This window comes from Thermodesulfobacterium sp. (assembly GCF_030445475.1).
Lineage (GTDB): Bacteria > Desulfobacterota > Thermodesulfobacteria > Thermodesulfobacteriales > Thermodesulfobacteriaceae > Thermodesulfobacterium > Thermodesulfobacterium commune.
Map to the genome: position 1 here is coordinate 1 of NZ_JASUTP010000025.1, position 21,310 is coordinate 21,310.

Here is a 21,310-nt window from a genome sequence, read left to right on the forward strand (position 1 = left end):
TGTACACACACCCTTGAAAAGGGTATACCATCCCCTTAAAAAACTAACAACTTAACTTCAACCCCTGCCCCGTAGCCTATTCTCTTGTCAAAGACCTAATAACCACTTATTAATTATATAATATATAAAAATTTTTATAAAACAACCCTTTAAAAGACAAAATTTTTAAGTTCAGTTAGATTTTTCTTGTAAAAGCCTAAAATTGTAGTACCTTTTTAATTTAGATTGAAAATCAATTTTGATAAAAGGTAGGTTGAAATGACAAACGAGATAGCACAAAAATTAACCAAGGTAAGGGCTTGTTTTGAGAGATGGGGAGTTGATGGTTTTCTTTTTTCTTCTCAGGCAAACGTATTTTATCTTTCCCACTTTAGGTCAACCAATGCCTATGTTTTGATAACAGGGGATAACGTCTGTTTTCTGACAGATTCTCGTTATATTGAAAAGGCTAAAAAAGAGCTTGCCTCCTGGGAGGTAGTTGAGATTAAAGGAGATACGATAGGGTTCCTTAAGAAGTTTATTCAGAAGGCAGGGGTTAAGCGATTAGGTTTTGAAAAGGATAAGGTAAGCTGTGCTTTTAAGGAAAAGCTTAGAAGTAATAAATTCAAACTGGTGGGGGTGGTTGACCCCCTTGGTTTGATAAGAATGATTAAATCTAAAGAAGAAATCGAGGTTTTAAAAGAAGGGGTTAAAAAGACTGACAAGGTTTTTAACAAGGTTTTACAGGAGATAGAAAGATCTTTTGCAGAAGGTTATCCCATTTCAGAGCTTAAGATAAGAGGTTTTTTAGTGTCGCAGATGTTTATTGTAGGAGGAAGGGGAGAAAGTTTTCCTGCTATAGTTGCCTTTGGAAAAAATAGTTCTGTTCCTCATTGGGAGACTTCAGAAGCTCTTATCGAAAGAAATGGGGTGTTGCTTTTAGACTTTGGGATGGTGTGGAAAGGTTATGCTACTGACTTTACCCGCACGATATATCTTGGGGATCCTCCTGCTGAGTTTGTTAAACTTTACAACATCCTTAAAGATGCATGGTTTTTAGGTTTTGAAAAGGTAAAGGTTGGAGAAAAGGTTGCTGAGATAGACCGTGCCATAAGGGATTATCTTGTTCAAAAGGACCTTGCTAAGTATTTCATCCATGCTACAGGACATGGGATAGGGGTTGAGGTGCACGAAGCACCAAGGGTGATTTACACGGTAGATCCAGACTTAAGGATCGAAGAAGGCATGGTTTTTACGATTGAACCAGGGCTTTATTTTCCGGATAACTTTGGGATAAGGCTTGAAAATATGGTGTTTGTAGAGGGAGGAAGAGGCGAGATCGTTTCTGAGGTGTCTTTAGATTTAATAACTCTTTAAATGCAGGGGGAAATGGATGAAAACCATCAAGGTGGCTTTGATAGGTAATCCTAACGTAGGCAAAACAAGTATTTTAAACCATTTGGTAGGGGCAAATCTTAAGATAGGAAACTGGGCTGGGGTTACCGTTGAGAAGAAAGAGGGGAAGACCTTTTTTCAGGATTATGAGGTCTATTTCATAGACCTTCCAGGGGTTTATACTCTGGAAGAGGTGGTGTCTGAAGACGAAAAGGTAACCTTAGATTTTTTGCTTTCTGGTGACTATGACGTAATCCTTAACGTGATAGAAACCCCAAGGATAGAAAGGGACCTCTATCTTACCTGTCAGCTTTTGGACCTCGGCAAACCTATGGTGCTGGCTTTAAACATGATAGATGAGGCTCAAAAGATAGGGATTTCTATCGATGTAGAGAGGTTGGCAGAACTTTTAAAGGTTAGGGTGGTAAAAACTGTAGGTAGAACTGGAGAAGGGGTAAAAGAGATTTTGCCTGCTGTGGTTGAGGCTTATGAGAAACAGACTATACCGTTTCAGATCTCTTATCCTTCTGAGTTAGAAGAGAAGGTTAAGGCGTTTAGAGAGTCTACGGGAGAAAACTTGAGTAAATTTGAAACACTACGGTTGCTTGAAGGTGAGGTCCCTGAGTTAATCAGAATTATAAAAGAAAAACGGCTCAGTTTTACCAGAGGTGTGGTTAACGAGGTAGTTAAACGCAAACTTCTACCCAAAGAAAGTCTTACTGAAACGTTAGACAGGTTTTTATTACATCCTTTTTTTGGGTTTTTATCTTTTGTTTTTATCATGTATCTTTTTTTTAAAACCTCGTTTGATTTCTCTAAGCCTATCATAGACTGGATAGATGGTTTTTTGCAGGAGTTTTTGGCACCTCTTTGTGCTCAGGTTTTAGAAGATTTAGGTGTTTCTGAGTTTTTAAGAAGTTTTATAGCAAACGCGGTTTTTGGTGGGGTAGGGGTGGTGCTTTCCTTTTTACCTTTAATTGCGGTTATGTACTTTTTCTTAACCCTTCTTGAAACCTCAGGCTATCTCCCAAGGGTTTCTTTTTTGATGGACAGATTTACCCATAAGATAGGGTTGCATGGCCAAAGTGTAATCCCTCTTATCCTTGGACTTGGTTGTAATGTCCCTGCTATACTTGCTACAAGGACTTTTCAAGAAACTAAAGATAAACTTTTAGTCATAGCTATGGTGCCTTTTATTTCTTGCCCTGCAAGGCTGGTGGTTTTTTCTTTCTTTGCTTTTGTGTTCTTTCAAAACCCTGTAGCGGTTATCTTGGGATTGTATTTCTTAGGGATTATTTTTTCCGTGTTGACAGGGGTCCTTTTGAGAAAGACCTTATTAAAGAAGGAACTATCTCACTTTGTGATGGATCTTCCTCCTTACAGGATGCCTGCGTGGAGGACAGTCTTTAACATCACCAAGGTTTATATTAAAGATTTCCTCTATAGGGCAGGGACGGTGATCTTTGGGGTTTCAGTTTTGGTATGGTTGCTTTTAAACCTTCCGATAGGTGAGAAAAACATAGAAAATACCTATGCCGCTAAGCTTGGTAAGGCCTTGAGTTATGTTCTTTCTCCTGTCGGGCTTGGAGATTGGAGGATTAGTACCTCTCTTGTCTCAGGTTTTTTAGCAAGAGAGGCTATTTTAAGTAACTTAGGGGTTATCGTGTCTGAAGAGAAAGAAGATGGTTTAGAAAAGATAGACCCAAAGGAAAAAGCCAAAGAGGAGTTTTTTAAACTGGGAGAGGCTTTGAAACAGAGTTTTACCTCTTTGTTTAGTTTTTTCCCTGCTTCTTTTTCTGTAGAAGAGGAAGAAGGCTCTCTGAAAGAAAAAATAAAGGGACTTATGAATTTTAAACAGGCTCTGTCGTTGCTGGTCTTTGTGCTGATCTATAATTCCTGCGCCGCTACTGTTATTACGATGGCAAGAGAAGGTAATGTAAAGTTTGCGTTAGGTTTCTTGGTGTATAGTTTTGTTTTGGCCTGGGTGCTTGCTTTTCTTGCTTTCAGGTTGGTTTAAAATAATTCATCTTATGTTAAAATGCATAAGAACATTCTTGGGGAGGAAGACTTAAATGCGAGTTTTAGTGATAGGGGCTGTAGCTTGTGGGACGAGAGCTGCCTGCAGGCTTAAAAGGTTGCGTCCAGATGCAGAAATCCTGATGATAGACCAGGATCAGTACATTTCTTATGGCGGTTGCGGTATGCCCTATTATCTTACCGGAGATGTATCTCACATAGATGAATTAAGAAGAACTACCTTTCATGCTATAAGAGACGAAAGGTTTTTTAAAGAAGCTAAAGGTATAGAAGTCTTAACAAGGGTTAAGGCAGAAGAGATAGATAGGAGAAAAAAGACCGTAAAGGTTAGATGGTTAGACACAGGTAAGACCGAAGAGATAGGTTATGACAAACTGGTACTTGCTACCGGCACTAAACCAAAGGTTCCTCCTATTCCTGGGGTTGACCTTGAGGGGGTGCATACCCTTTCTAATCTCCATGATGCTATCAGGATTAAAGAAAAACTTGTTAAGGGAGAGGTTAAAAACCCTCTGGTTATAGGGGCTGGTTTTATAGGACTTGAGGTAGTAGAGGCTTTTGGGGAGTCCTGGGGGCTTCCTGTAACCCTTTTAGAATACTTTCCTCAGGTGTTGCCAAGGCTTATCGATCCTGTGCTTTCAAGGATTATAGAAAATCACTTGAGGAAAAAGGGGGTTAAGGTAGTTTTAAATGCCAGGATTAAAGAAATCGTAGGGAAAAACGGGAAGGTAGTAGGGGTCAGGACAGAAGATGGGTTTTATCCTGCAGACCTGGTTCTCTTAGCTACAGGAGTCATCCCTAACACTGACCTTGCAAAACAGGCAGGTCTTCTGGTCTCTCCTCTTACCGGTGGGATCGTGGTTAACGAAAGGATGCAAACCTCAGACCCAGATATATACGCCGGTGGAGACTGCGTAGAGGTAGTCCATTTGATCACCGGTAAAAGGATGCTCATGCCTCAAGGGTCTTTAGCTAACAAACAAGGAAGGGTTATAGGCACTAATCTTGCAGGAGGATATGCCAGGTTTAAAGGCACCATCGGTGCTTTTATTTTAAAGTGTTTTGACATGTCTATAGGTGGCTGTGGGATTAGTTTAGGGGTAGCTAAAGCAGAGGGGTTTGTAGATGCAACCTATGCCCTTAACATCCAGCACGAAAGAGCTCATTTCTTTTCTATAGGCTGTTCCTATTATAACTTAGTGTTTGATAAAAGGACAGGTAAGGTTTTGGGTTTTCAGTCTGTAGGGCCCTATACTGATGGTACTTTGGCAAGGGTGCATGCCATGTCAACCTTGTTGTTAGAAAAACCTTCGGTGGCAGATTTAGTAGAGCTTGAGTTGGCCTACTCACCACCTTTTAACACAGCTCTTGACCCGATTAACGTTGTGGGGCATGTGGCAGAAAATTTGATTTTTGAAAGGTTTAAACCGATAGAGTGGGAGGAGGTTTTAAGAAGATTAAGGGAAAGGGACCGAGATTTGTTGATAGTAGACGTAAGAACCCCAGAAGAAGCCAAAGAGATGGTACAGAGGTATCCCAACTGGATTAACCTTCCCTATCAAGGAGCAAAGGAAGCGATAAAAACCCTTCCCAAGGATAAGGACTTGGTGGTGGTTTGTAGTGTGGGAACGAGGTCTTATGAGGTGGTACGCTGGTTAAAGGCCGAAGGATATACCAGAGTGTTTATGCCTATGGGTGGGGTTGTGCTTGCTAAATCCTGGGGAGAAGATGTTAGATGAAGCTGCAGGCAGTAAGAGGTTTTAAGGACTGGTTGCCTGAAGATTTCGTAAAGTATGAATATTTGATAGAAAAAGCGCGGCTATGGTGTAAACTTTTTAATTTTAAAGAGATTAAAATCCCTATACTTGAAAAAACCGAGCTTTTTGTAAGGTCGATAGGAGAGGTTACAGATATAGTCCAAAAGGAAACCTATTCTTTTGAGGACAGAAATAAAGAGTGGCTCACTTTACGTCCTGAAGCCACAGCTGGTATCTGCCGGATGGTGATAGAGCATGGACTTTATGTAAGGCCCAAGCCTTTAAAGTTTTTTACCATAGGCCCTATGTTTAGGCATGAGCGCCCTCAAAAAGGTAGGTTGAGAGAGTTTTATCAGATAGACCTTGAGGTTTTTTCAGACCTAAATCCTTATTTAGAGGCTGAGGTTCTTGCTTTAGCCTTAAACATTTTAAAAAGTCCTTTGTCTGGGGTTTCTGAGAGGTTAAACGACCTTTATACTTTGGAGTTAAACACCCTCGGTTGTCCTGAGTGTAGACCCAAATACAGGGAGGCTTTATTATCTTTTCTAAAGCAACATAAAGAAGGACTTTGTGAAACCTGTAAGGAAAGGATAGACAGAAACCCTTTAAGGGTGCTTGATTGTAAAAATGAAGGGTGTAAGCAGGTAGTCTCTGAAAGTCCTTTGATTACAGAGTTTTTATGTGAGGATTGTCAGGCCCATTTCTTAGAACTTAGAGAAGCCTTACAGTTTTTAGGAATAGAATATGCTTTAAACCCTAGGTTAGTAAGAGGGTTAGATTATTACGTAAGGACTATCTTTGAGATTAAGGCTAAAGGTTTAGGGGCTCAGGATACGGTGTGTGCTGGCGGTAGATATGATTATCTCGTTAAAGAACTTGGTGGACCGGAGTTGCCGGCTATAGGGTTTGCTATAGGACTTGAAAGATGGGCTATTTCACTTTTCGGAGACGAAGAAAATAAGGGACTTCTTGACCCAAATACACTTACAGAAAAACTTTGTCCTGACCTTTATCTGGTATTTTTAGGTAAACCTTTGATAAAACAAGGAGTAATCCTTTCTCAGAAGCTCAGAGAAAAAGGTCTAAGATGTGAGACAACCTATGAAGAAAAGTCTTTAAAAGCGCAGCTAAAAAATGCGGATAAACTTGGGGCTAATTTTGTCCTGATTTTAGGAGAAAAAGAGTGGGCTGAGAAAAGAGCTGTTTTTAGAGATTTAAAGAAAAGTGCCCAGAAAGAGATAGGTTTTGATGGTTTAGATGACCTTGTGGCGAAAGTGGTTAAAGAGGTAAAGGGATAGTCTATGAGCTTAAAGGTTTTTCCAGAGAAAGAGGTCTTTATAGACCTTGCCAAAAAGCACAACCTTGTTCCCGTTTATACTGAAGTTGCCTGTGATTTAGACACACCTATATCTCTTTTTTATAAAATAGGAGAAGGCTCTTATTCCTTTTTGCTTGAGAGTTTAGAAGGAGGGGAAAAGTGGGCAAGGTATAGTTTTATAGGAATAGACCCTTACTTAGTGTTTAAAAGCAAAGGAAATCAGATAAACCTTTTAGAAAAACAAGGGGATAGGTTAGTTTCTAAACAAGAATTTTTTAGTGATAATCCTTTTTATGAATTAAGAAAATTTATCAAAAAGATAGATTGTGCTGTTTTAGATGGATTACCCCGGTTTTTTGGAGGGGCTGTTGGTTTTATAGGTTATGAAGTGGTCAGGCTTTTTGAAAAGATCCCTGTAGGGGAAGATGTGCTTGGTTTTTCTGACCTACATTTTATGTTTCCTGAAGTGGTTTTAATCTATGATAGGTTTAAACATACCTTGAAAATTGTATATAACGCAAATATAGACTTAAACGAGGACCCTTCTAAAATCTATCAGAAAGCTATACACAGGTTAAGTGAAATAAAACATCGCCTCTCAGGTTTTTACTCAAACGGTCAGTCTGTTGAAAAAGTTAACGTTTCTTCTCCTCAACCTGAGATCACAAAAGAAGAATTTTGTTCGATGGTAGGGAAGGCTAAAAGGTATATTTTAGAAGGAGACATCATTCAGGTGGTGCTTTCTCAACGGTTTAGGTTTAGGTCCCAAGGATCTCCTTTTCTTTTTTATCGGGCGTTAAGAAAGATAAACCCTTCTCCTTATCTTTTCTTTTTAAAGCTTGATGATGAGGTGCTTATCGGTTCTTCTCCAGAGATTTTAGTGAGGATGGAAGGTAGTTTGGTTGAAACTCGCCCGATTGCTGGGACAAGAAGAAGAGGTAAAACCGAAAAAGAAGATAAGGAGTTAGAAGAGGATTTAAAAAGAGATGAAAAGGAGCTTGCTGAACATATCATGCTGGTTGACCTTGGGAGAAACGACTTGGGTAGGGTTTGTAAGTATGGAAGTGTAGAGGTTTATGAGTTGATGGTGGTAGAGAGGTATTCTCATGTGATGCATCTTGTTTCAGGGGTTAAAGGTGAGGTTATTCCAGGGTTAGACATGTTTGACGTCTTTGCCGCTACTTTCCCTGCAGGGACGGTTTCTGGTGCTCCCAAAATACGGGCGATGGAGATTATCGCTGAAATTGAAAAGAAGGAAAGAGGTCCTTATGCAGGTGCTGTAGGATATTTTGGTTTTTCAGGTAATATGGATTTTTGTATTACTATAAGGACTATTTTCCAAAAAGGAGAGGTTTGTTATCTTCAAGCAGGGGCAGGGATAGTGGCTGATTCTGACCCTGAAAAAGAATATGAGGAAACGTTAAACAAGGCTAAAGCTATTTTTAAAGCCATAGAAATCTTGGGAGAGTTTGGTTAAAAGATGAAAAGGATAATCGTAATTGACAACTACGATTCTTTTACCTATAATCTGGTTCAACTTATCGGGATTATGCTCGAAAAACTTTGGGGAGGAGAGATAAAGGTTTTTAGAAATGATGCTATTTCTGCAGAAGAGGTACTTAAGTTAAAGCCGGATTATTTAGTGATTTCGCCAGGCCCGTGTACCCCTAAGGAGGCAGGAATTTCAGTGGAACTTATCAAAAAGGCAGCAGGTAAAGTCCCGATTTTAGGGGTTTGTTTGGGGCACCAAAGCATAGGGTATGCTTTTGGGGCAAAGATAGTTAAAGCTAAAAGGCTTATGCATGGAAAAGTTTCCCAAATTTATCATGACGGTAAAGGAGTTTTTACCGGACTTCCTAATCCTTTTCAGGCTATGCGTTATCATTCCTTAGCCATAGACCCAGGAACCTTGCCGGAGTATTTTGAGGTTACCGCTCGGGCTGAAGACGGTGAGATTATGGGAATAAGGCATAAAGAATATCCTATAGAAGGGGTACAGTTCCATCCAGAGTCTATCGGTACCTCTCTTGAGAGATGGATGAAGTATTCTCTACCCCCTAAGGATTGGGATTTTTCTAAAGAGGACCTACCAGAAGGGGTGATACTTTTAAGAAATTTCTTTACCGTTTATTGAGATTATGGAAAAGGTGGCTGAGGTTCTAAGAAATTTTTTGTGCTGGGTCTATTGTTTAGTAACCGTTCCTGTTTTCGGAAGTTTAGCTTTATTGATAAGAAAACATTTTTGGGCAAGAATCTGGTGTAAAGGGTTGTTAAAGGTATTAGGGATAGAGATCAAGGTTTATCAAGAGATAGATTTACCTAAGGGTAGTTATGTTTTTATGAGTAATCATCAAAGTCAGCTCGATAGCCCGGTTTTAGAAAAGGTACTTGAAGCCTATAACATAAGGTTTTTAGCCAAAAAAAGTGTTTTTAACATCCCTTTTTTTGGATGGGGATTAAAGGCGTTAGGATATGTGCCTGTGGAAAGAGAAGACCCTAAGGAGGGGTTTAAAAGTATCTTAGCCTGCGTAGAAAGGTTAAAAGAAGGGGTTTCTCTGGTAGTTTTTCCTGAAGGTACACGAAGTAAGGACGGAGATCTTTTGCCTTTTAAGCTTGGGGGGTTTTTAATCCCGATTAAAGCTCAGGTGAAGGTAGTGCCTGTTTCTCTGTGGGGGACAAAAGATATTTTACCTAAGGGGTCTCTTTGGTTAAAGGTAGGAAAAAGAAGGAAGGTAGGGGTTTATTTAGGAGCACCTATAGAGACTACTGGTTTGTCTTTAAGGGACAAACAGGTTTTAGCTCAACAGGTAAAAGAGTCTATTTTAAAAGGGATAGAGCACCTTAAGAAGGAGGTGTAGTAAAGATATGTCAGAAGTAATAGCAGTTTCTTTAGAAGAAGAACTCAAGGAATCTTATTTAGACTATGCGATGAGTGTTATCGTGGGGAGAGCTCTTCCTGATGTAAGGGATGGTTTAAAGCCTGTTCAAAGAAGAATTCTTTATGCTATGTATGAAACAGGAAACGACTGGAATAAGCCTTACAAAAAAAGTGCAAGAATTGTGGGAGAGGTTATCGGTAAATATCATCCTCATGGAGATATGCCTGTTTATGAGTCTATAGTAAGGATGGCTCAAGATTTTACCATGAGATATCCTCTTATAGATGGACAAGGAAACTTTGGGTCTGTCGACGGGGATGCTCCTGCCGCGATGAGATATACTGAAGTAAGGCTTGCTAAGATCGCCCATGAACTTTTAGCAGACATAGAAAAAGAAACGGTAGAGTTTGTCCCTAACTATGATAACACCTTGAAAGAACCTGTAGTTTTACCTTCCAAAATTCCTAATCTTTTGATAAACGGCTCATCAGGAATAGCGGTTGGAATGGCAACCAACATCCCACCTCATAACCTTTCCGAAGTAATCAACGGGCTAATTTTCCTTTTGAGAAATCCTGAGGCATCAGTAGAAGATTTGATGCAGTATATAAAAGGCCCAGACTTCCCTACTGGAGCCTATATCGTAGGCACTGAAGGTATAAAACAGGCTTATGCCACAGGTAGAGGAAGTATAAAACTTAAGGCTAAGCATAAGATAGAACGAGAAAAAGATAAAGTTAGGATAGTCTTTGACGAAATTCCCTATCAGGTTAGCAAAGCTAAGGTGGTAGAAAAGATAGCTCAATTGGCTAAAGATAAGAAAATCGAAGGTATCGCAGAAGTACGAGATGAGTCTGACAGAGAGGGTATAAGGATTGTGGTTGAACTTAAGAAAGAATGGGCGAACGCCCCTTATACTATCTTAAAAAAGATTTACGAGATGACTCCTCTTCAGACTTCTTTTGGTGTTATCATGTTGGCTTTGGTTAACGGAAAACCTGAGGTTCTTAATCTTAAGGATATCTTACAGAATTTCTTAAACTGGAGAAAGACGGTTGTTATAAGAAGGACGCAATATGACCTCAGGAAATCTAAGGAAAGACTTCATATTTTAGAAGGTTTTTTAAAGGCACTTTCTCATATAGACGAAATCATAGAACTTATCAAGAAATCTCAAACTCCTAAGGAAGCGAAAGAAGCCCTTATAAAGAGGTTTGATTTCAGTGAGATACAGGCTCAAGAGATTTTAAACCTTAGACTTCAAAGGTTAACAGCCTTAGAAAGAGAAAAGATACTCCTCGAATATGAAGAAATTAAAAGGGCTATAAGTTATTATGAGAAGATTTTAACCCATGAGCCCACTCTTCTTGCGGTAGTAGAAGAAGAATTGAAAGAAATAAAAGAAAAATATGGAGATGAAAGAAGAACTCAGATCATTTTTGAAGATGACTCGGATGAGGTAATTCAGGAAGAGAAGTTACCTTCGGAAGAAGTTTTGTTTTTGATAAGTGAAGAAGGGTACGTGAGGAAGCTTTCTTTAGACCTTTTTAGCCCACAAAAAAGAGGGGGGAAGGGTAGTTTGGCTTTTACTTCTGAAGAAAGGTTAAAAGTTGCCATCCAGACAGAGGCTACAGCGGTTTTGTGGATTTTTACAGAAGACGGTAAGGTATACCCACTTGACCTTAGAGAGCTTTCCTTTTCTGGAAAAACAGTTAAGGGAACTCATATCAAGAATTTGCTCCCTAACCTGGAAAGTCCTGTGTCCTTTGTACTTCCACCTGCTGAAGAAGGGTTTTTAGTCTTGGCCACAGCTAAAGGTATCGTTAAAAAACTTGAGATAGAAGAATTAAAAAACCTAAGGAAAAACGGGCTTATAGTGATAAGTCTAAAAAAAGGAGATAGACTTTGTAAAGGTGTGATTACCAACGGTAACGATCGCCTGCTTCTTTTGACCAAGAAAGGGATGAGCCTTCATTTTGAGGAAGAGGAACTTGGTGTCACCAAAAGGCAGGCTGAAGGGGTGGTAGGTATTAGGTTAGACGCCAACGATGAAGTTTTAGGATTAATAAAGACTTCTTCCCAAGGATATCTTTTTACGATCACAGAAAAAGGTTTTGGTAAAAAAACCCCCTTTTCTGATTTTAGGTTACAAGGAAGAGGAGGAAAGGGTATCATAGCTCATGGATTAAACGAAAAAACAGGATATTTAGCAGATGGGGTAGCTACTTTTGAAAAAGAAGACTTTGTGGTTTTTTCAAGTTCTGGTAAAGCAATAAGGATTTCCTCTCAAGATGTGCCTCAACAAGGGAGGGCTACTAAAGGAGTAAGGATTATAACGTTGTTGCCTGGAGAAATAGTGATGGGAATAACTCCGATAAGGATAGAAGAAAAAACTTAAGAAATTTAAACTGAATAAACACTTTTGGATTGATATTATTATGGTTTATGATATTTTTATAAAGTCGAAAAATTGTTTTAGGAGGACAATATAATGTCTAAGACTGTAAAAGTCGCAATTGCTGGGGTAGGAAACTGTGCTAGTTCTTTAGTCCAAGGGGTTTTTTATTATAAAGAGGTAGACCTTTCAAAGATTCATGGCATCATGTTTCCTAAGATAGGAGATTATAAACCTTCAGACATAGAATTTGTGGCTGCCTGGGATGTAGACGCAAGAAAGGTAGGAAAAGATTTGTCTGAGGCTATTTTTAGTCCCCCTAACTGTACTACCATTTTTTATAGAGACGTTCCCAAGCTTAACGTGAAAGTAAGGAAAGGGAAGGTTTTAGACGGTGTGGCTAACCATATGTCTAATTTTCCTGTAGATAAAAGTTTCCAAGTTTCTCCAGAAAAAGAAGACAGTTTGGAAGACATGGTAGCTGTTCTTAAGGAAACCCAGGCAGATGTGTTGATAAATTATGTGCCAGTAGGGTCTGAACAGGCAGCCAGGTTTTATGCCGAGGTTTGTTTAAAGGCAGGGGTTGCTTTTGTAAACGCCATGCCCACCTTTATAGTTTCAGACCCAGAATGGGGAGCTAGGTTTGAAAAAGAAGGTATCCCTGCGGTGGGGGACGACATAAAATCTCAACTTGGTGCAACCATTTTACATAGAACTTTGGTGCAGCTTTTTATAGACAGAGGTATACCTTTAAAAAGGACTTATCAGTTAAACTTTGGTGGAAATACCGATTTTTTAAACATGTTAGAAAGAGACCGTTTAAAAACCAAAAAGATTTCTAAGACAGAGGCTGTAACCAGCCTTCTGCCTTACGACATAGGATGGGAAAATGTGCATATAGGTCCTTCAGACTGGGTTCCCTGGTTAAAGGACAAAAAAATTGCCTATATTAGGCTTGAGGGAGAACATTTTGGAGGGGTTCCTCTTTCTGTAGAGGTTAAGTTAGAGGTAGAAGATTCTCCAAACTCTGCAGGATCTGCCTTAGATGCGATAAGATGTGCTAAGCTTGCCAAAGATAGAGGTATAGGAGGTCCTTTACTTTCCATCTCTGCTTATACGATGAAACATCCTCCTAAACAGTTCCCTGACCATATTGCTAGACAGATGGTTTTAGAATTTATCGAAGGAAAAAGAGAACGATAAAGGAGGTTTAAAATGGAACTTTCTAATAGACTAAAGAAGGTCCCTCCTTATCTTTTTGTGGAGATAGATCGCCTGAAATCAGAAAAGCTTAAAGAAGGGGCAGATGTGATAGACCTTGGTATAGGAGACCCTGACTTACCTACTCCAGCTGAAATCGTAGAGGTAGCCAAAAGAGCTTTGGAAAAACCAGAGAATCATAAATATCCCTCAAACGCAGGGGCATTTTTTTACCGTAAAGCCTGTGCAGATTACATGAAAAGACGTTTTGGGCTTGATTTTGACCCTGAAACCGAAGTAACCACCCTTATCGGGTCTAAAGAAGGTATAGCCCATTTCCCGATAGCCTTTGTAAATCCAGGTGATATAGTCCTCTGCCCAGATCCGGGGTATCCGGTTTATCACTTAGGGGCTATTTTTACCGACGGAGAACCTTTTTATCTTCCTCTTACCTGGGAAAACGATTTCTTGCCAGATTTTACCAAAGTTCCTACACAGATCTTAGAAAGAACTAAAATTTTATGGTTAAACTACCCTAACAATCCTACCGGTGCCACGGCTTCTAAGGAGTTTTTCAAAGAGGTTATAGCCCTTGCTAAAAAATACAATTTTATCGTGGCTCATGACGCCGCTTATATAGAAATGTACTATGAAGAGCCTCCTATAAGCATTTTTGAAGTTGAAGGGGCTAAAGAGATAGCTATAGAATTCCACAGTTTATCTAAGACCTTTTGTATGACAGGTTGGAGGATAGGTTTTGCGGTAGGTAATGCCACCTTGGTTTCAGCTTTAGCTAAGGTAAAAAATAACATAGATTCAGGAGCCTTTACAGCCATCCAGGAAGCAGGGGCTTATGCATTAAACAATCTTGAAAAAATAACTCCTTCTTTGATAAAAGTATTTAAGGAAAGAAGAGACTTTTTATGTGCAGAACTTGAACGCCTGGGATATCAGTTAAAAAAGCCTTCTGCTACCTTTTATCTTTGGGTAAAAGTTCCGGAAGGGATGGATTCAAGAGAGTTTTGTAAAAAAGTTTTACAGGATTTAGCAATAGTGGTAACCCCTGGTGTAGGTTTTGGTTCTGCTGGAGAAGGATATTTTAGAATAGCCCTTACAGTAGACATTCAAAGGTTAAAGGAGGCGGTAGGGCGGTTAGCTACCCTCAAGTTTTAAAAAAGGCGGTTCTTAGTTTGGGGTCAAATTTAGGTAACCGACGAGAAAATCTAAAACAAGCGATATTTTGTTTACAACAGATAGGAATAAAAATTAAGGCTATTTCAAATATTTACGAAACCTCACCATGGGGGTTTAAAACCCCCTTTTCTTTTTACAACCTGATAGCTTTAGTAGAAACCTTTTTATCCCCCTTTGCCCTTCTTTTTGAGGTCAAAAAGATCGAGGCCACTTTGGGAAAGATCCCCAAGGTCACCAAAAGAGATTACCAGGATCGTTTTATCGACATAGACCTTATCTTTTATGAAGACCTAAACTTAGAGACAAACGTTTTAACCCTTCCTCATCCTTTAGCACACTTAAGAGATTTTGTTATGGTACCAGCGGTTGAACTTATTCCAGATTGGGTTCATCCTGTGTTAAGAAAATCTTTAAAAGATATTTTTGAAGAAAAAAGAAATCTTTTTGTAAAAAACGTAAAAAAGATAGGTGTGCTACAATGAAACTTTTTTTGATATTAGTGTTAGTTTTGTTAGTATACTATCTTTATTTTAAAAAACGGAAAAAGACTGTAAGTTTAAAGGATAAAAAAAAGGTAGCAGACTTGGTTTTTGACGAAACCTGCCAAACCTACGTAAAAAAAGAAGAAGCCTTAAAGATAGAAGTTCAAGGCAAAACCTACTATTTTTGCTCTAAAGCCTGTGCAGAAAAGTTTTTAGCTAAGACCAAGAACCTTTCTTAAGCCTGAACCATCACCTCTTTTAGCCTGTCTAGCTCATCAAGGGCTTTGCCTGCTCCTAAGGCTACACAATGAAGAGGATTTTCTGCTATAGTGACGTTAAGCCCGGTTTCTTTTTGAATAAGTTTGTCTAAGTTTTTAAGCAATGCACCCCCTCCACTTAAAACAATTCCTCGGTCTACCATGTCAGCCGCTAACTCAGGAGGAGTATCTTCTAACACCTGTTTTATCACCTGGATTATCATGTCTACAGGTTCTTTGAGAGCTTCTTGTATTTCCTTAGAGGTAATCGTGATGGTCTTAGGTATCCCTGTTACCAGATCCCTTCCTTTTATTTCCATCGTAGCATAAGGTTCTTCAGGTAAAACATCTCCTACGTTGATTTTGATCTGCTCTGCTGTAGCTTCTCCTATTAAAAGGTTGTATTTCTTTTTGATATAACTTGCGATGGCCTCATCTATTTTATCCCCTGCAACTTTAAGGGAATGGCTAACTACTATTCCTCCAAGAGAGATCACAGCAACCTCGGTGGTTCCTCCTCCGATGTCTACGATCATGTTGGCCACAGGTTCAGTCACCGGAAGCCCTGCTCCTATGGCTGCTGCCATGGGTTCTTCTATCAGATAAACCTCTCTTGCCCCAGCGGTTTCTGCGCTTTCTTTTACCGCCCTTCTTTCAACCTGGGTAGTCCCAGAAGGTACACTTATGATAATCCTTGGTTTTACAAAATATCCCCTATTGTGCACTTTCTGAATAAAGTATCTGATCATTGCTTCTGTTACCTCAAAATCAGCAATAACCCCTTCCCTCAATGGTCTTATAGCCTTAATACTTCCTGGTGTTTTCCCTACCATCTTTTTTGCTTCTTCTCCTACAGCTATTACTTTTTTAAACCTTCCATCCTCTTTAACCGCTACTACAGAGGGTTCACTAAGAATGATCCCTCTACCTTTTAGGTAGATAAGGGTATTCGCAGTTCCTAAATCTATAGCCATATCTTTCGAAAACCAGCTAAAAATTTTTGCTAACATCTTTTTAACCTCTTAAAATTTAGTTTGTATAAATTTTAAAACTTTTTTTTAATTTTAAAAGTTTGTGGTAAGTTTTAAAAATAACCTTAAATAGGAAAAGTGAAAATGGCTGACTATCCCTATCAAATACTTATAAACATTAAAAAGCCTTCTCGGTACTTAGGAGAAGAACCTTTTTTTAAGAAAAAAGACTGGGAAAAGACAGACCTAAAGATTTGCTTTTGCTATCCAGACCTCTATGAAATAGGTCGGTCCCATTTAGGAATTAACATTTTAGCTTATCTGGTCAACCAGAAAGAAGAATATTTAGCAGATTTAGCTTTTGCTGTAGGCCCTGACTTGGAAAATGCATTAAAAACTAAAGGTTATCCTCTATTAAGTTGGAACTACCGAAAACCTCTCAGAGATTTTGACGTCATAGGAATAAGCTATGCTTATGAGCTTTCAGCTACCGGAATCTTACAGATATTAGACCTTGCTGGAATTCCTTTAAGGGCTCACCACAGAGAAAGAGATGCTCCCCTAGTTTTAGGGGGAGGTCCAAGTTGTGGGAATCCAGAGCCTGTAGCAGAGTTTTTTGATGCTTTTATCATAGGAGACGCAGAAGAGGCTATTTTTGAGGTGTTTGAGGTTTATAAAAACTGGAAAAATAGTGGAAAACCTCGTACCACCCTCTGGGAAGAATTAACCAAAATAGAGGGAGTTTATGTTCCTCTGATAAGAAACCAGGTGAAAAGAAGGATTTTAAAGGATTTAAACTTAGAAACCTTAAGTTGGGAGTTTGGTATCCCTGTAATCGAGCTTTCTCACGACCGAATCCCGATGGAAATTTCAAGAGGTTGTACCAGGGGATGTCGTTTTTGCGAGGCAAGTTTTTATTATCGCCCTGTAAGAGAAAAAGACCCGTTTTATGTGATAAACCAGATAAAGAAAAATTTTCTAACTACCGGGATTACAGAAGCCTCTTTGATGAGTCTTTCTGTTGGGGATTATACCGCACTAAAAACGTTGGTAAAAAAACTAAAAGAAGAGTTTTATCTAAACGCACCTTGTAGAAAGTATTCATTTTCTCTTCCTTCTTTAAGGGTAGGTAGTATCGATGACGAACTGTTAGAGTTTATAAAACTTGGAAGAAAAACCGGCCTTACTTTTGCCCCAGAAGCAGGAACAGAAAGGCTGAGAAAGGTTATAAATAAAGATATAGATATTGCTCAGCTTATAGAAGACATAAGACTTGCCAAAAAACATGGGTGGACCAAGGTAAAACTTTATTTTATGATCGGCCTTCCTACAGAAAAAGAAGAAGATTTAGAAGGCATCTATCAGCTTTTTCGAACCCTTAGAAAAGAAGTCCCCCAAGTTAGTATAACTGTCTCAGTTTCAACGTTTATTCCTAAACCCCATACTCCATTTCAATGGGAAAGACAGATTTCCTTAGAAGAAACCTATGAGAAAATTAAATTTTTAAAAAGAAGGTTAGGGAAGAACCTTCGGTACCATCACCCTGAGCAAAGTTTTCTCGAGGGAGTGATTGCCAGAGGAGATAGAACCATAGGTTTGGTGATAGAAAGAGCCTATCAGAAAGGGGCAAGGTTTGATAGCTGGAAAGACTTTTTTAACTTAAGTCTTTGGATTGAGGCTGCTAAAGAGGTTGGGGTTGACCTAAACACCTACCTAAGAGAAAGGTCTTTAGAAGAAAATCTTCCTTGGGAACATATAGACCTGAGAGTTTCTAAGGAGTTTTTAATAAAAGAAAGAGCTAAGGCTTACCAAGGTGAAATTACTAAAGATTGTAGGTTTGATCGATGCAGTAAATGCGGGGTTTGCAATGAAGAGATTAAAAACTTATTGAGCAAAAAAGAGCTCGAAGAAGTAAAGTTAGATATACAGAATAAACCTTTATTTCCTTTTAAAGGGGTTAAAGAATATTGGTATGAGATTTATTATACCAAAAAAGATAAAGCGGTTTTTCTTTCCCAGCTTGAGGTGATAAGACTCTTTGTGTTAGTCTTAAACAAACTTGGATTCCCCTTGGTTTATACTTCAGGGTTTCACCCTCATCCCAAAATAGTCGTGGATGATGCCCTCCCTATCGGTGTTTTTTCAGAGAGGGAAACCATAGGGTTGGCTATGTATGAGTCAGGCCTTTCTACAAAATTGCAAGGATTAGAGTTTTACCCAGGTCTCCGTATCGTTAAAGTAGTAGAAAGACAAGAAAAACCAAGTTTAAAAAGAGAGAAAAAAGTCTACAAAATCGAACCTTTAACAGAAAAAGAACTCTGGTTAAATAGGTTTGCTACTCTTAACTTTCCAGAAGGCACAGAGATGGAAATAAAAAAACAAGAAGTTTGGGTTAGAGTTTATATCCCTAACTTTTCTTTGTTAAAATTTTTAAAACAAACTTTCGAACTTGACAACCCACTTTCGTTGTTTAAAATTGTTAAATATTAATAATAAAAATAAAAATTAAGTACTTATACGATGCAAGATACGTTGCCTTGTCAAAAGAACAAGATCCTTTTAGTAGATGATGATAGGATTATATTAAAGGCTGTCTCCAAGCTTATTTCTCAAAGGCTTTCTTTACCGGTAATTACTGCAGAAAACCTATCAGAGACCCAAAAATGCTTGAAAAAGGAAAGGCAAAACATCGGGCTTGCGGTGTGTGATTATCATCTTCCAGATGCAGAAAAAGGTGAGGCTATCGATTTTTTGCTGTCTCATAACGTCCCTACGATAGTTTTAACCGCTTCATATGACGAAAACTTAAGAGAATCTATTTTGGATAAAGGGGTAGTAGACTATTTAGTAAAAGGAACCCCAAATATTGTCGAGAATCTAATTCTTAGTATAAAAAGGACCCTTAAAAATTCTCAGACTAAAGTTTTAGTGGTAGAAGATATGCCTGTTGATAGAAAGATTATTGCAAACATTTTAAAAAATATGCTTTTTCAGGTTGTAGAAGCCTCAAGCCTTAGGGAAGCTCAAAAAATACTTAAGGAAGACCCTCAAATTAAACTACTGATACTTGATTATTATTTTCCAGAAGAAGATACCTTGGAGTTTCTTTACGAGATTAGGAGGGGTTATTCTAAAAGTGCGTTAGGGATTATAGTCGTTTCAGGCATAGTAAAAACCAAAATGATACCTGTTTTACTAAAGGCAGGGGCCAATGATTTTTTGAGAAAACCTTTTAGTCAAGAAGAATTTATGGTAAGAGTGCACAACACCTTGGACCTCATAGAGTTAATACAAGAACTTGAGTTTTTAGCCTATCATGACCCACTTACAGGGCTTTATAACAGACGATATTTTATGGAAGAAGCCCCTAAATTTCTAAGTATAGCCAAAAGAAGAAATTTGAACCTGGCTTGTTTGGTGATAGATATAGATAATTTTAAACAAATCAACGATACTTACGGTCATGAAGTAGGAGATTTAGTATTAAAAGATTTGGCTGAAAAACTAAAAGAAACCTTTAAAAGAGAAGAAGACATAGTAGCCAGGTTTGGCGGGGAAGAATTCGTAGTCTTGATCCTTTATTCAGACAAAAGAGCATTTATAGAATTTATAGAGTATTTTAGGAGAAAAGTTGCCTTAACTCCTTTAAATCTACAGGGTCAAAATATCAGTTATACTATCTCTATCGGAGGAGCACTTGAGCTTAAAAACAGTTTAAGAGAGATGCTTTTCATCGCAGACAATAATCTTTATAAAGCTAAAAAACAAGGTAAAAATTGTGTAGTCGTCTAATCTTGATTCCATGTAATTTAAAAATATAATTTTTTTGAATAAGGGGTTGACAACCCAAAAATTTAGGGTATTCTTCTTATCAAGTTTAAGGTTGTTCTTTGTTAAAAGAGGTAAGAAAAAATTAGAAATAAAATTTAAAAAGCCTCTTGACAATTTACAGGGCTGTGTTAAATTTAATTTTCGCGCTAAGTTGTTCTTTGTTAAGAAGTTAAGGGTAGGAGTTGTTTTTAGGAGGGTGCTTAAGCCTCTTGACAAAAAGACAGGTTGTGTTATATTAAATTTTGTCCTTTGAAAATTTTTTTCAAAGGCTCTTGACAAATTTAAAAGTTGTTTTAATTTTTTATTAGAAGTGTTCTTTGAAAATTGAATAGCGTTCGCAAGGGCTCCGCAATTCCTTTTTAAATTAGATTGAAGATTGCGGCCGGCCTGTTTATAGGCAGGTGGCCAGGACAAATTTTCCCTGAGGGTTTGATCCTGGCTCAGGGCGAACGCTAGCGGCGCGCCTAACCCATGCAAGTCGAGCGGGAAAGGGCTTCGGCCCTAGTACCGCGGCAGACGAGTGAGTAACACGTGAGTAACCTGTCCCCGGGTCTGGGATAACTACCCGAAAGGGTAGCTAATACCGGATAAAGTCACCGGACGCAAGTTCGGTGATGAAAGGGGGCCTCTGCATAGCAAGCTCCTGCCTGGGGAGGGGCTCGCGGCCCATCAGCTAGTTGGTGGGGTAATGGCCCACCAAGGCGACGACGGGTAGCCGGCCTGAGAGGGTGGTCGGCCACGCGGGCACTGAGACACGGGCCCGACTCCTACGGGAGGCAGCAGGGGGGAATCTTGGGCAATGGGCGAAAGCCTGACCCAGCGACGCCGCGTGGGGGAAGAAGGCCTTCGGGTCGTAAACCCCTGTTCTGGAGGAAGAACCCAGGATAGGTGAATAACCTATCCTGGCTGACGGTACTCCAGGAGAAAGCCACGGCTAACTGCGTGCCAGCAGCCGCGGTAATACGCAGGTGGCGAGCGTTGCCCGGAATTACTGGGCGTAAAGGGTGCGTAGGCGGCCGGACAAGTCATAGGTTAAAGCCCGGAGCTCAACTCCGGAAAGGCCTATGATACTGTCTGGCTTGAGGGCCGGAGAGGCTGGCGGAATTCCCGGTGTAGGGGTGAAATCCGTAGATATCGGGAGGAACACCGGTGGGGAAGCCGGCCAGCTGGACGGTTCCTGACGCTGAGGCACGAAAGCGTGGGGAGCAAACCGGATTAGATACCCGGGTAGTCCACGCCGTAAACGATGGGCGCTAGGTGTGGGGGTGAAAGCCTCTGTGCCGTAGCTAACGCGTTAAGCGCCCCGCCTGGGGAGTACGGCCGCAAGGCTGAAACTCAAAGGAATTGACGGGGGCCCGCACAAGCGGTGGAGCACGTGGTTTAATTCGATGCAAAGCGAAGAACCTTACCTGGGCTTGACATGCTAGGGTTGTACCCTGGTGGAAACACCGGGGGAGCGTAGGGGTTATCTCTACGCGCTCTAGCACAGGTGCTGCATGGCTGTCGTCAGCTCGTGTCGTGAGATGTTGGGTTAAGTCCCGCAACGAGCGCAACCCCTGCCCTTAGTTGCCATCGGTTCGGCCGGGCACTCTAAGGGGACTGCCGGGGATAACCC

General features: G+C 39.7%; 15 protein-coding genes and 1 rRNA gene. 15 read left to right on the plus strand and 1 reads right to left on the minus strand.

Annotation, left to right across the window (positions count from 1 at the left end; all coding sequences use genetic code 11):
- Positions 1-258: 258 nt before the first annotated feature.
- The 12 genes from PWP26_RS06880 to PWP26_RS06935 all read left to right on the plus strand — a co-directional run bounded on the left by PWP26_RS06880 (position 259) and on the right by PWP26_RS06935 (position 14,875).
- On the plus strand, positions 259-1,356 hold the full coding sequence (locus PWP26_RS06880; RefSeq protein ID WP_301399298.1) for a Xaa-Pro peptidase family protein: 1,098 nt from the start codon (positions 259-261) through the stop codon (positions 1,354-1,356).
- A gap of 16 nt (positions 1,357-1,372) precedes the next feature.
- The gene (gene feoB, locus PWP26_RS06885; protein ID WP_301399299.1) at positions 1,373-3,391 is read left to right on the plus strand and encodes a ferrous iron transport protein B; all 2,019 of its coding nucleotides are present in this window, start codon (positions 1,373-1,375) and stop codon (positions 3,389-3,391) included.
- A 55-nt stretch (positions 3,392-3,446) separates the two neighbouring features.
- On the plus strand, positions 3,447-5,150 hold the full coding sequence (locus PWP26_RS06890) for an FAD-dependent oxidoreductase (protein ID WP_028841887.1): 1,704 nt from the start codon (positions 3,447-3,449) through the stop codon (positions 5,148-5,150).
- On the plus strand, positions 5,147-6,466 hold the full coding sequence (gene hisS, locus PWP26_RS06895; RefSeq protein ID WP_287568153.1) for a histidine--tRNA ligase: 1,320 nt from the start codon (positions 5,147-5,149) through the stop codon (positions 6,464-6,466). Before PWP26_RS06890 ends, hisS begins: the two co-directional genes overlap by 4 nt.
- A gap of 3 nt (positions 6,467-6,469) precedes the next feature.
- A complete protein-coding gene (gene trpE / locus PWP26_RS06900; protein ID WP_287568154.1) occupies positions 6,470-7,963 on the plus strand; it encodes an anthranilate synthase component I in 1,494 nt (497 codons plus the stop codon).
- A 3-nt stretch (positions 7,964-7,966) separates the two neighbouring features.
- On the plus strand, positions 7,967-8,620 hold the full coding sequence (locus PWP26_RS06905; protein WP_028841884.1) for an aminodeoxychorismate/anthranilate synthase component II: 654 nt from the start codon (positions 7,967-7,969) through the stop codon (positions 8,618-8,620).
- A 4-nt stretch (positions 8,621-8,624) separates the two neighbouring features.
- Entirely contained in the window at positions 8,625-9,344 is a 720-nt protein-coding gene (locus PWP26_RS06910; protein ID WP_287568155.1) for a lysophospholipid acyltransferase family protein, read from the plus strand.
- Between the two features lie 7 nt (positions 9,345-9,351).
- The gene (gene gyrA, locus PWP26_RS06915; protein WP_301399300.1) at positions 9,352-11,763 is read left to right on the plus strand and encodes a DNA gyrase subunit A; all 2,412 of its coding nucleotides are present in this window, start codon (positions 9,352-9,354) and stop codon (positions 11,761-11,763) included.
- Between the two features lie 93 nt (positions 11,764-11,856).
- A complete protein-coding gene (locus PWP26_RS06920) occupies positions 11,857-12,963 on the plus strand; it encodes an inositol-3-phosphate synthase (protein ID WP_301399301.1) in 1,107 nt (368 codons plus the stop codon).
- A 12-nt stretch (positions 12,964-12,975) separates the two neighbouring features.
- The gene (locus tag PWP26_RS06925; protein ID WP_301399302.1) at positions 12,976-14,133 is read left to right on the plus strand and encodes an LL-diaminopimelate aminotransferase; all 1,158 of its coding nucleotides are present in this window, start codon (positions 12,976-12,978) and stop codon (positions 14,131-14,133) included.
- Between the two features lie 17 nt (positions 14,134-14,150).
- Complete coding sequence (gene folK / locus PWP26_RS06930; protein ID WP_273018734.1) at positions 14,151-14,636, plus strand: 2-amino-4-hydroxy-6-hydroxymethyldihydropteridine diphosphokinase; 486 nt, start codon at positions 14,151-14,153, stop codon at positions 14,634-14,636.
- Positions 14,633-14,875, plus strand: a complete 243-nt coding sequence (locus PWP26_RS06935) for a YHS domain-containing protein (RefSeq protein WP_273011739.1) — start codon at positions 14,633-14,635, stop codon at positions 14,873-14,875. Before folK ends, PWP26_RS06935 begins: the two co-directional genes overlap by 4 nt.
- Here the strand turns inward: PWP26_RS06935 and PWP26_RS06940 are convergent.
- The gene (locus PWP26_RS06940; protein ID WP_273018733.1) at positions 14,872-15,903 is read right to left on the minus strand and encodes a rod shape-determining protein; all 1,032 of its coding nucleotides are present in this window, start codon (positions 15,901-15,903) and stop codon (positions 14,872-14,874) included. The two genes, PWP26_RS06935 and PWP26_RS06940, sit on opposite strands and share 4 nt — an antisense overlap.
- A 105-nt stretch (positions 15,904-16,008) precedes the next feature.
- Between PWP26_RS06940 and PWP26_RS06945 the strand changes: the two genes are divergently transcribed.
- The 3 genes from PWP26_RS06945 to PWP26_RS06955 form a co-directional block, all read left to right on the plus strand.
- The gene (locus PWP26_RS06945; protein WP_301399304.1) at positions 16,009-18,354 is read left to right on the plus strand and encodes a DUF2344 domain-containing protein; all 2,346 of its coding nucleotides are present in this window, start codon (positions 16,009-16,011) and stop codon (positions 18,352-18,354) included.
- Between the two features lie 30 nt (positions 18,355-18,384).
- Positions 18,385-19,656 (plus strand): response regulator, encoded by a 1,272-nt coding sequence (locus PWP26_RS06950; protein WP_301399305.1) that lies wholly within the window; start codon positions 18,385-18,387, stop codon positions 19,654-19,656.
- 456 nt (positions 19,657-20,112) lie between these two features.
- A 16S ribosomal RNA gene (locus PWP26_RS06955) occupies positions 20,113-21,310 on the plus strand; the annotation flags it as partial.

Coding starts and splice junctions, on each gene's coding strand:
- feoB (WP_301399299.1), top strand. CDS start 1,373: ATGAAAACCATCAAGGTGGCTTTGATAGGTAATCCTAACGTAGGCAAA.
- PWP26_RS06905 (WP_028841884.1), top strand. CDS start 7,967: ATGAAAAGGATAATCGTAATTGACAACTACGATTCTTTTACCTATAAT.
- gyrA (WP_301399300.1), top strand. CDS start 9,352: ATGTCAGAAGTAATAGCAGTTTCTTTAGAAGAAGAACTCAAGGAATCT.
- PWP26_RS06925 (WP_301399302.1), top strand. CDS start 12,976: ATGGAACTTTCTAATAGACTAAAGAAGGTCCCTCCTTATCTTTTTGTG.
- hisS (WP_287568153.1), top strand. CDS start 5,147: ATGAAGCTGCAGGCAGTAAGAGGTTTTAAGGACTGGTTGCCTGAAGAT.
- PWP26_RS06880 (WP_301399298.1), top strand. CDS start 259: ATGACAAACGAGATAGCACAAAAATTAACCAAGGTAAGGGCTTGTTTT.
- PWP26_RS06920 (WP_301399301.1), top strand. CDS start 11,857: ATGTCTAAGACTGTAAAAGTCGCAATTGCTGGGGTAGGAAACTGTGCT.
- PWP26_RS06940 (WP_273018733.1), bottom strand. CDS start 15,903: ATGTTAGCAAAAATTTTTAGCTGGTTTTCGAAAGATATGGCTATAGAT.
- PWP26_RS06935 (WP_273011739.1), top strand. CDS start 14,633: ATGAAACTTTTTTTGATATTAGTGTTAGTTTTGTTAGTATACTATCTT.
- PWP26_RS06910 (WP_287568155.1), top strand. CDS start 8,625: ATGGAAAAGGTGGCTGAGGTTCTAAGAAATTTTTTGTGCTGGGTCTAT.
- PWP26_RS06890 (WP_028841887.1), top strand. CDS start 3,447: ATGCGAGTTTTAGTGATAGGGGCTGTAGCTTGTGGGACGAGAGCTGCC.
- PWP26_RS06945 (WP_301399304.1), top strand. CDS start 16,009: ATGGCTGACTATCCCTATCAAATACTTATAAACATTAAAAAGCCTTCT.
- trpE (WP_287568154.1), top strand. CDS start 6,470: ATGAGCTTAAAGGTTTTTCCAGAGAAAGAGGTCTTTATAGACCTTGCC.
- PWP26_RS06950 (WP_301399305.1), top strand. CDS start 18,385: ATGCAAGATACGTTGCCTTGTCAAAAGAACAAGATCCTTTTAGTAGAT.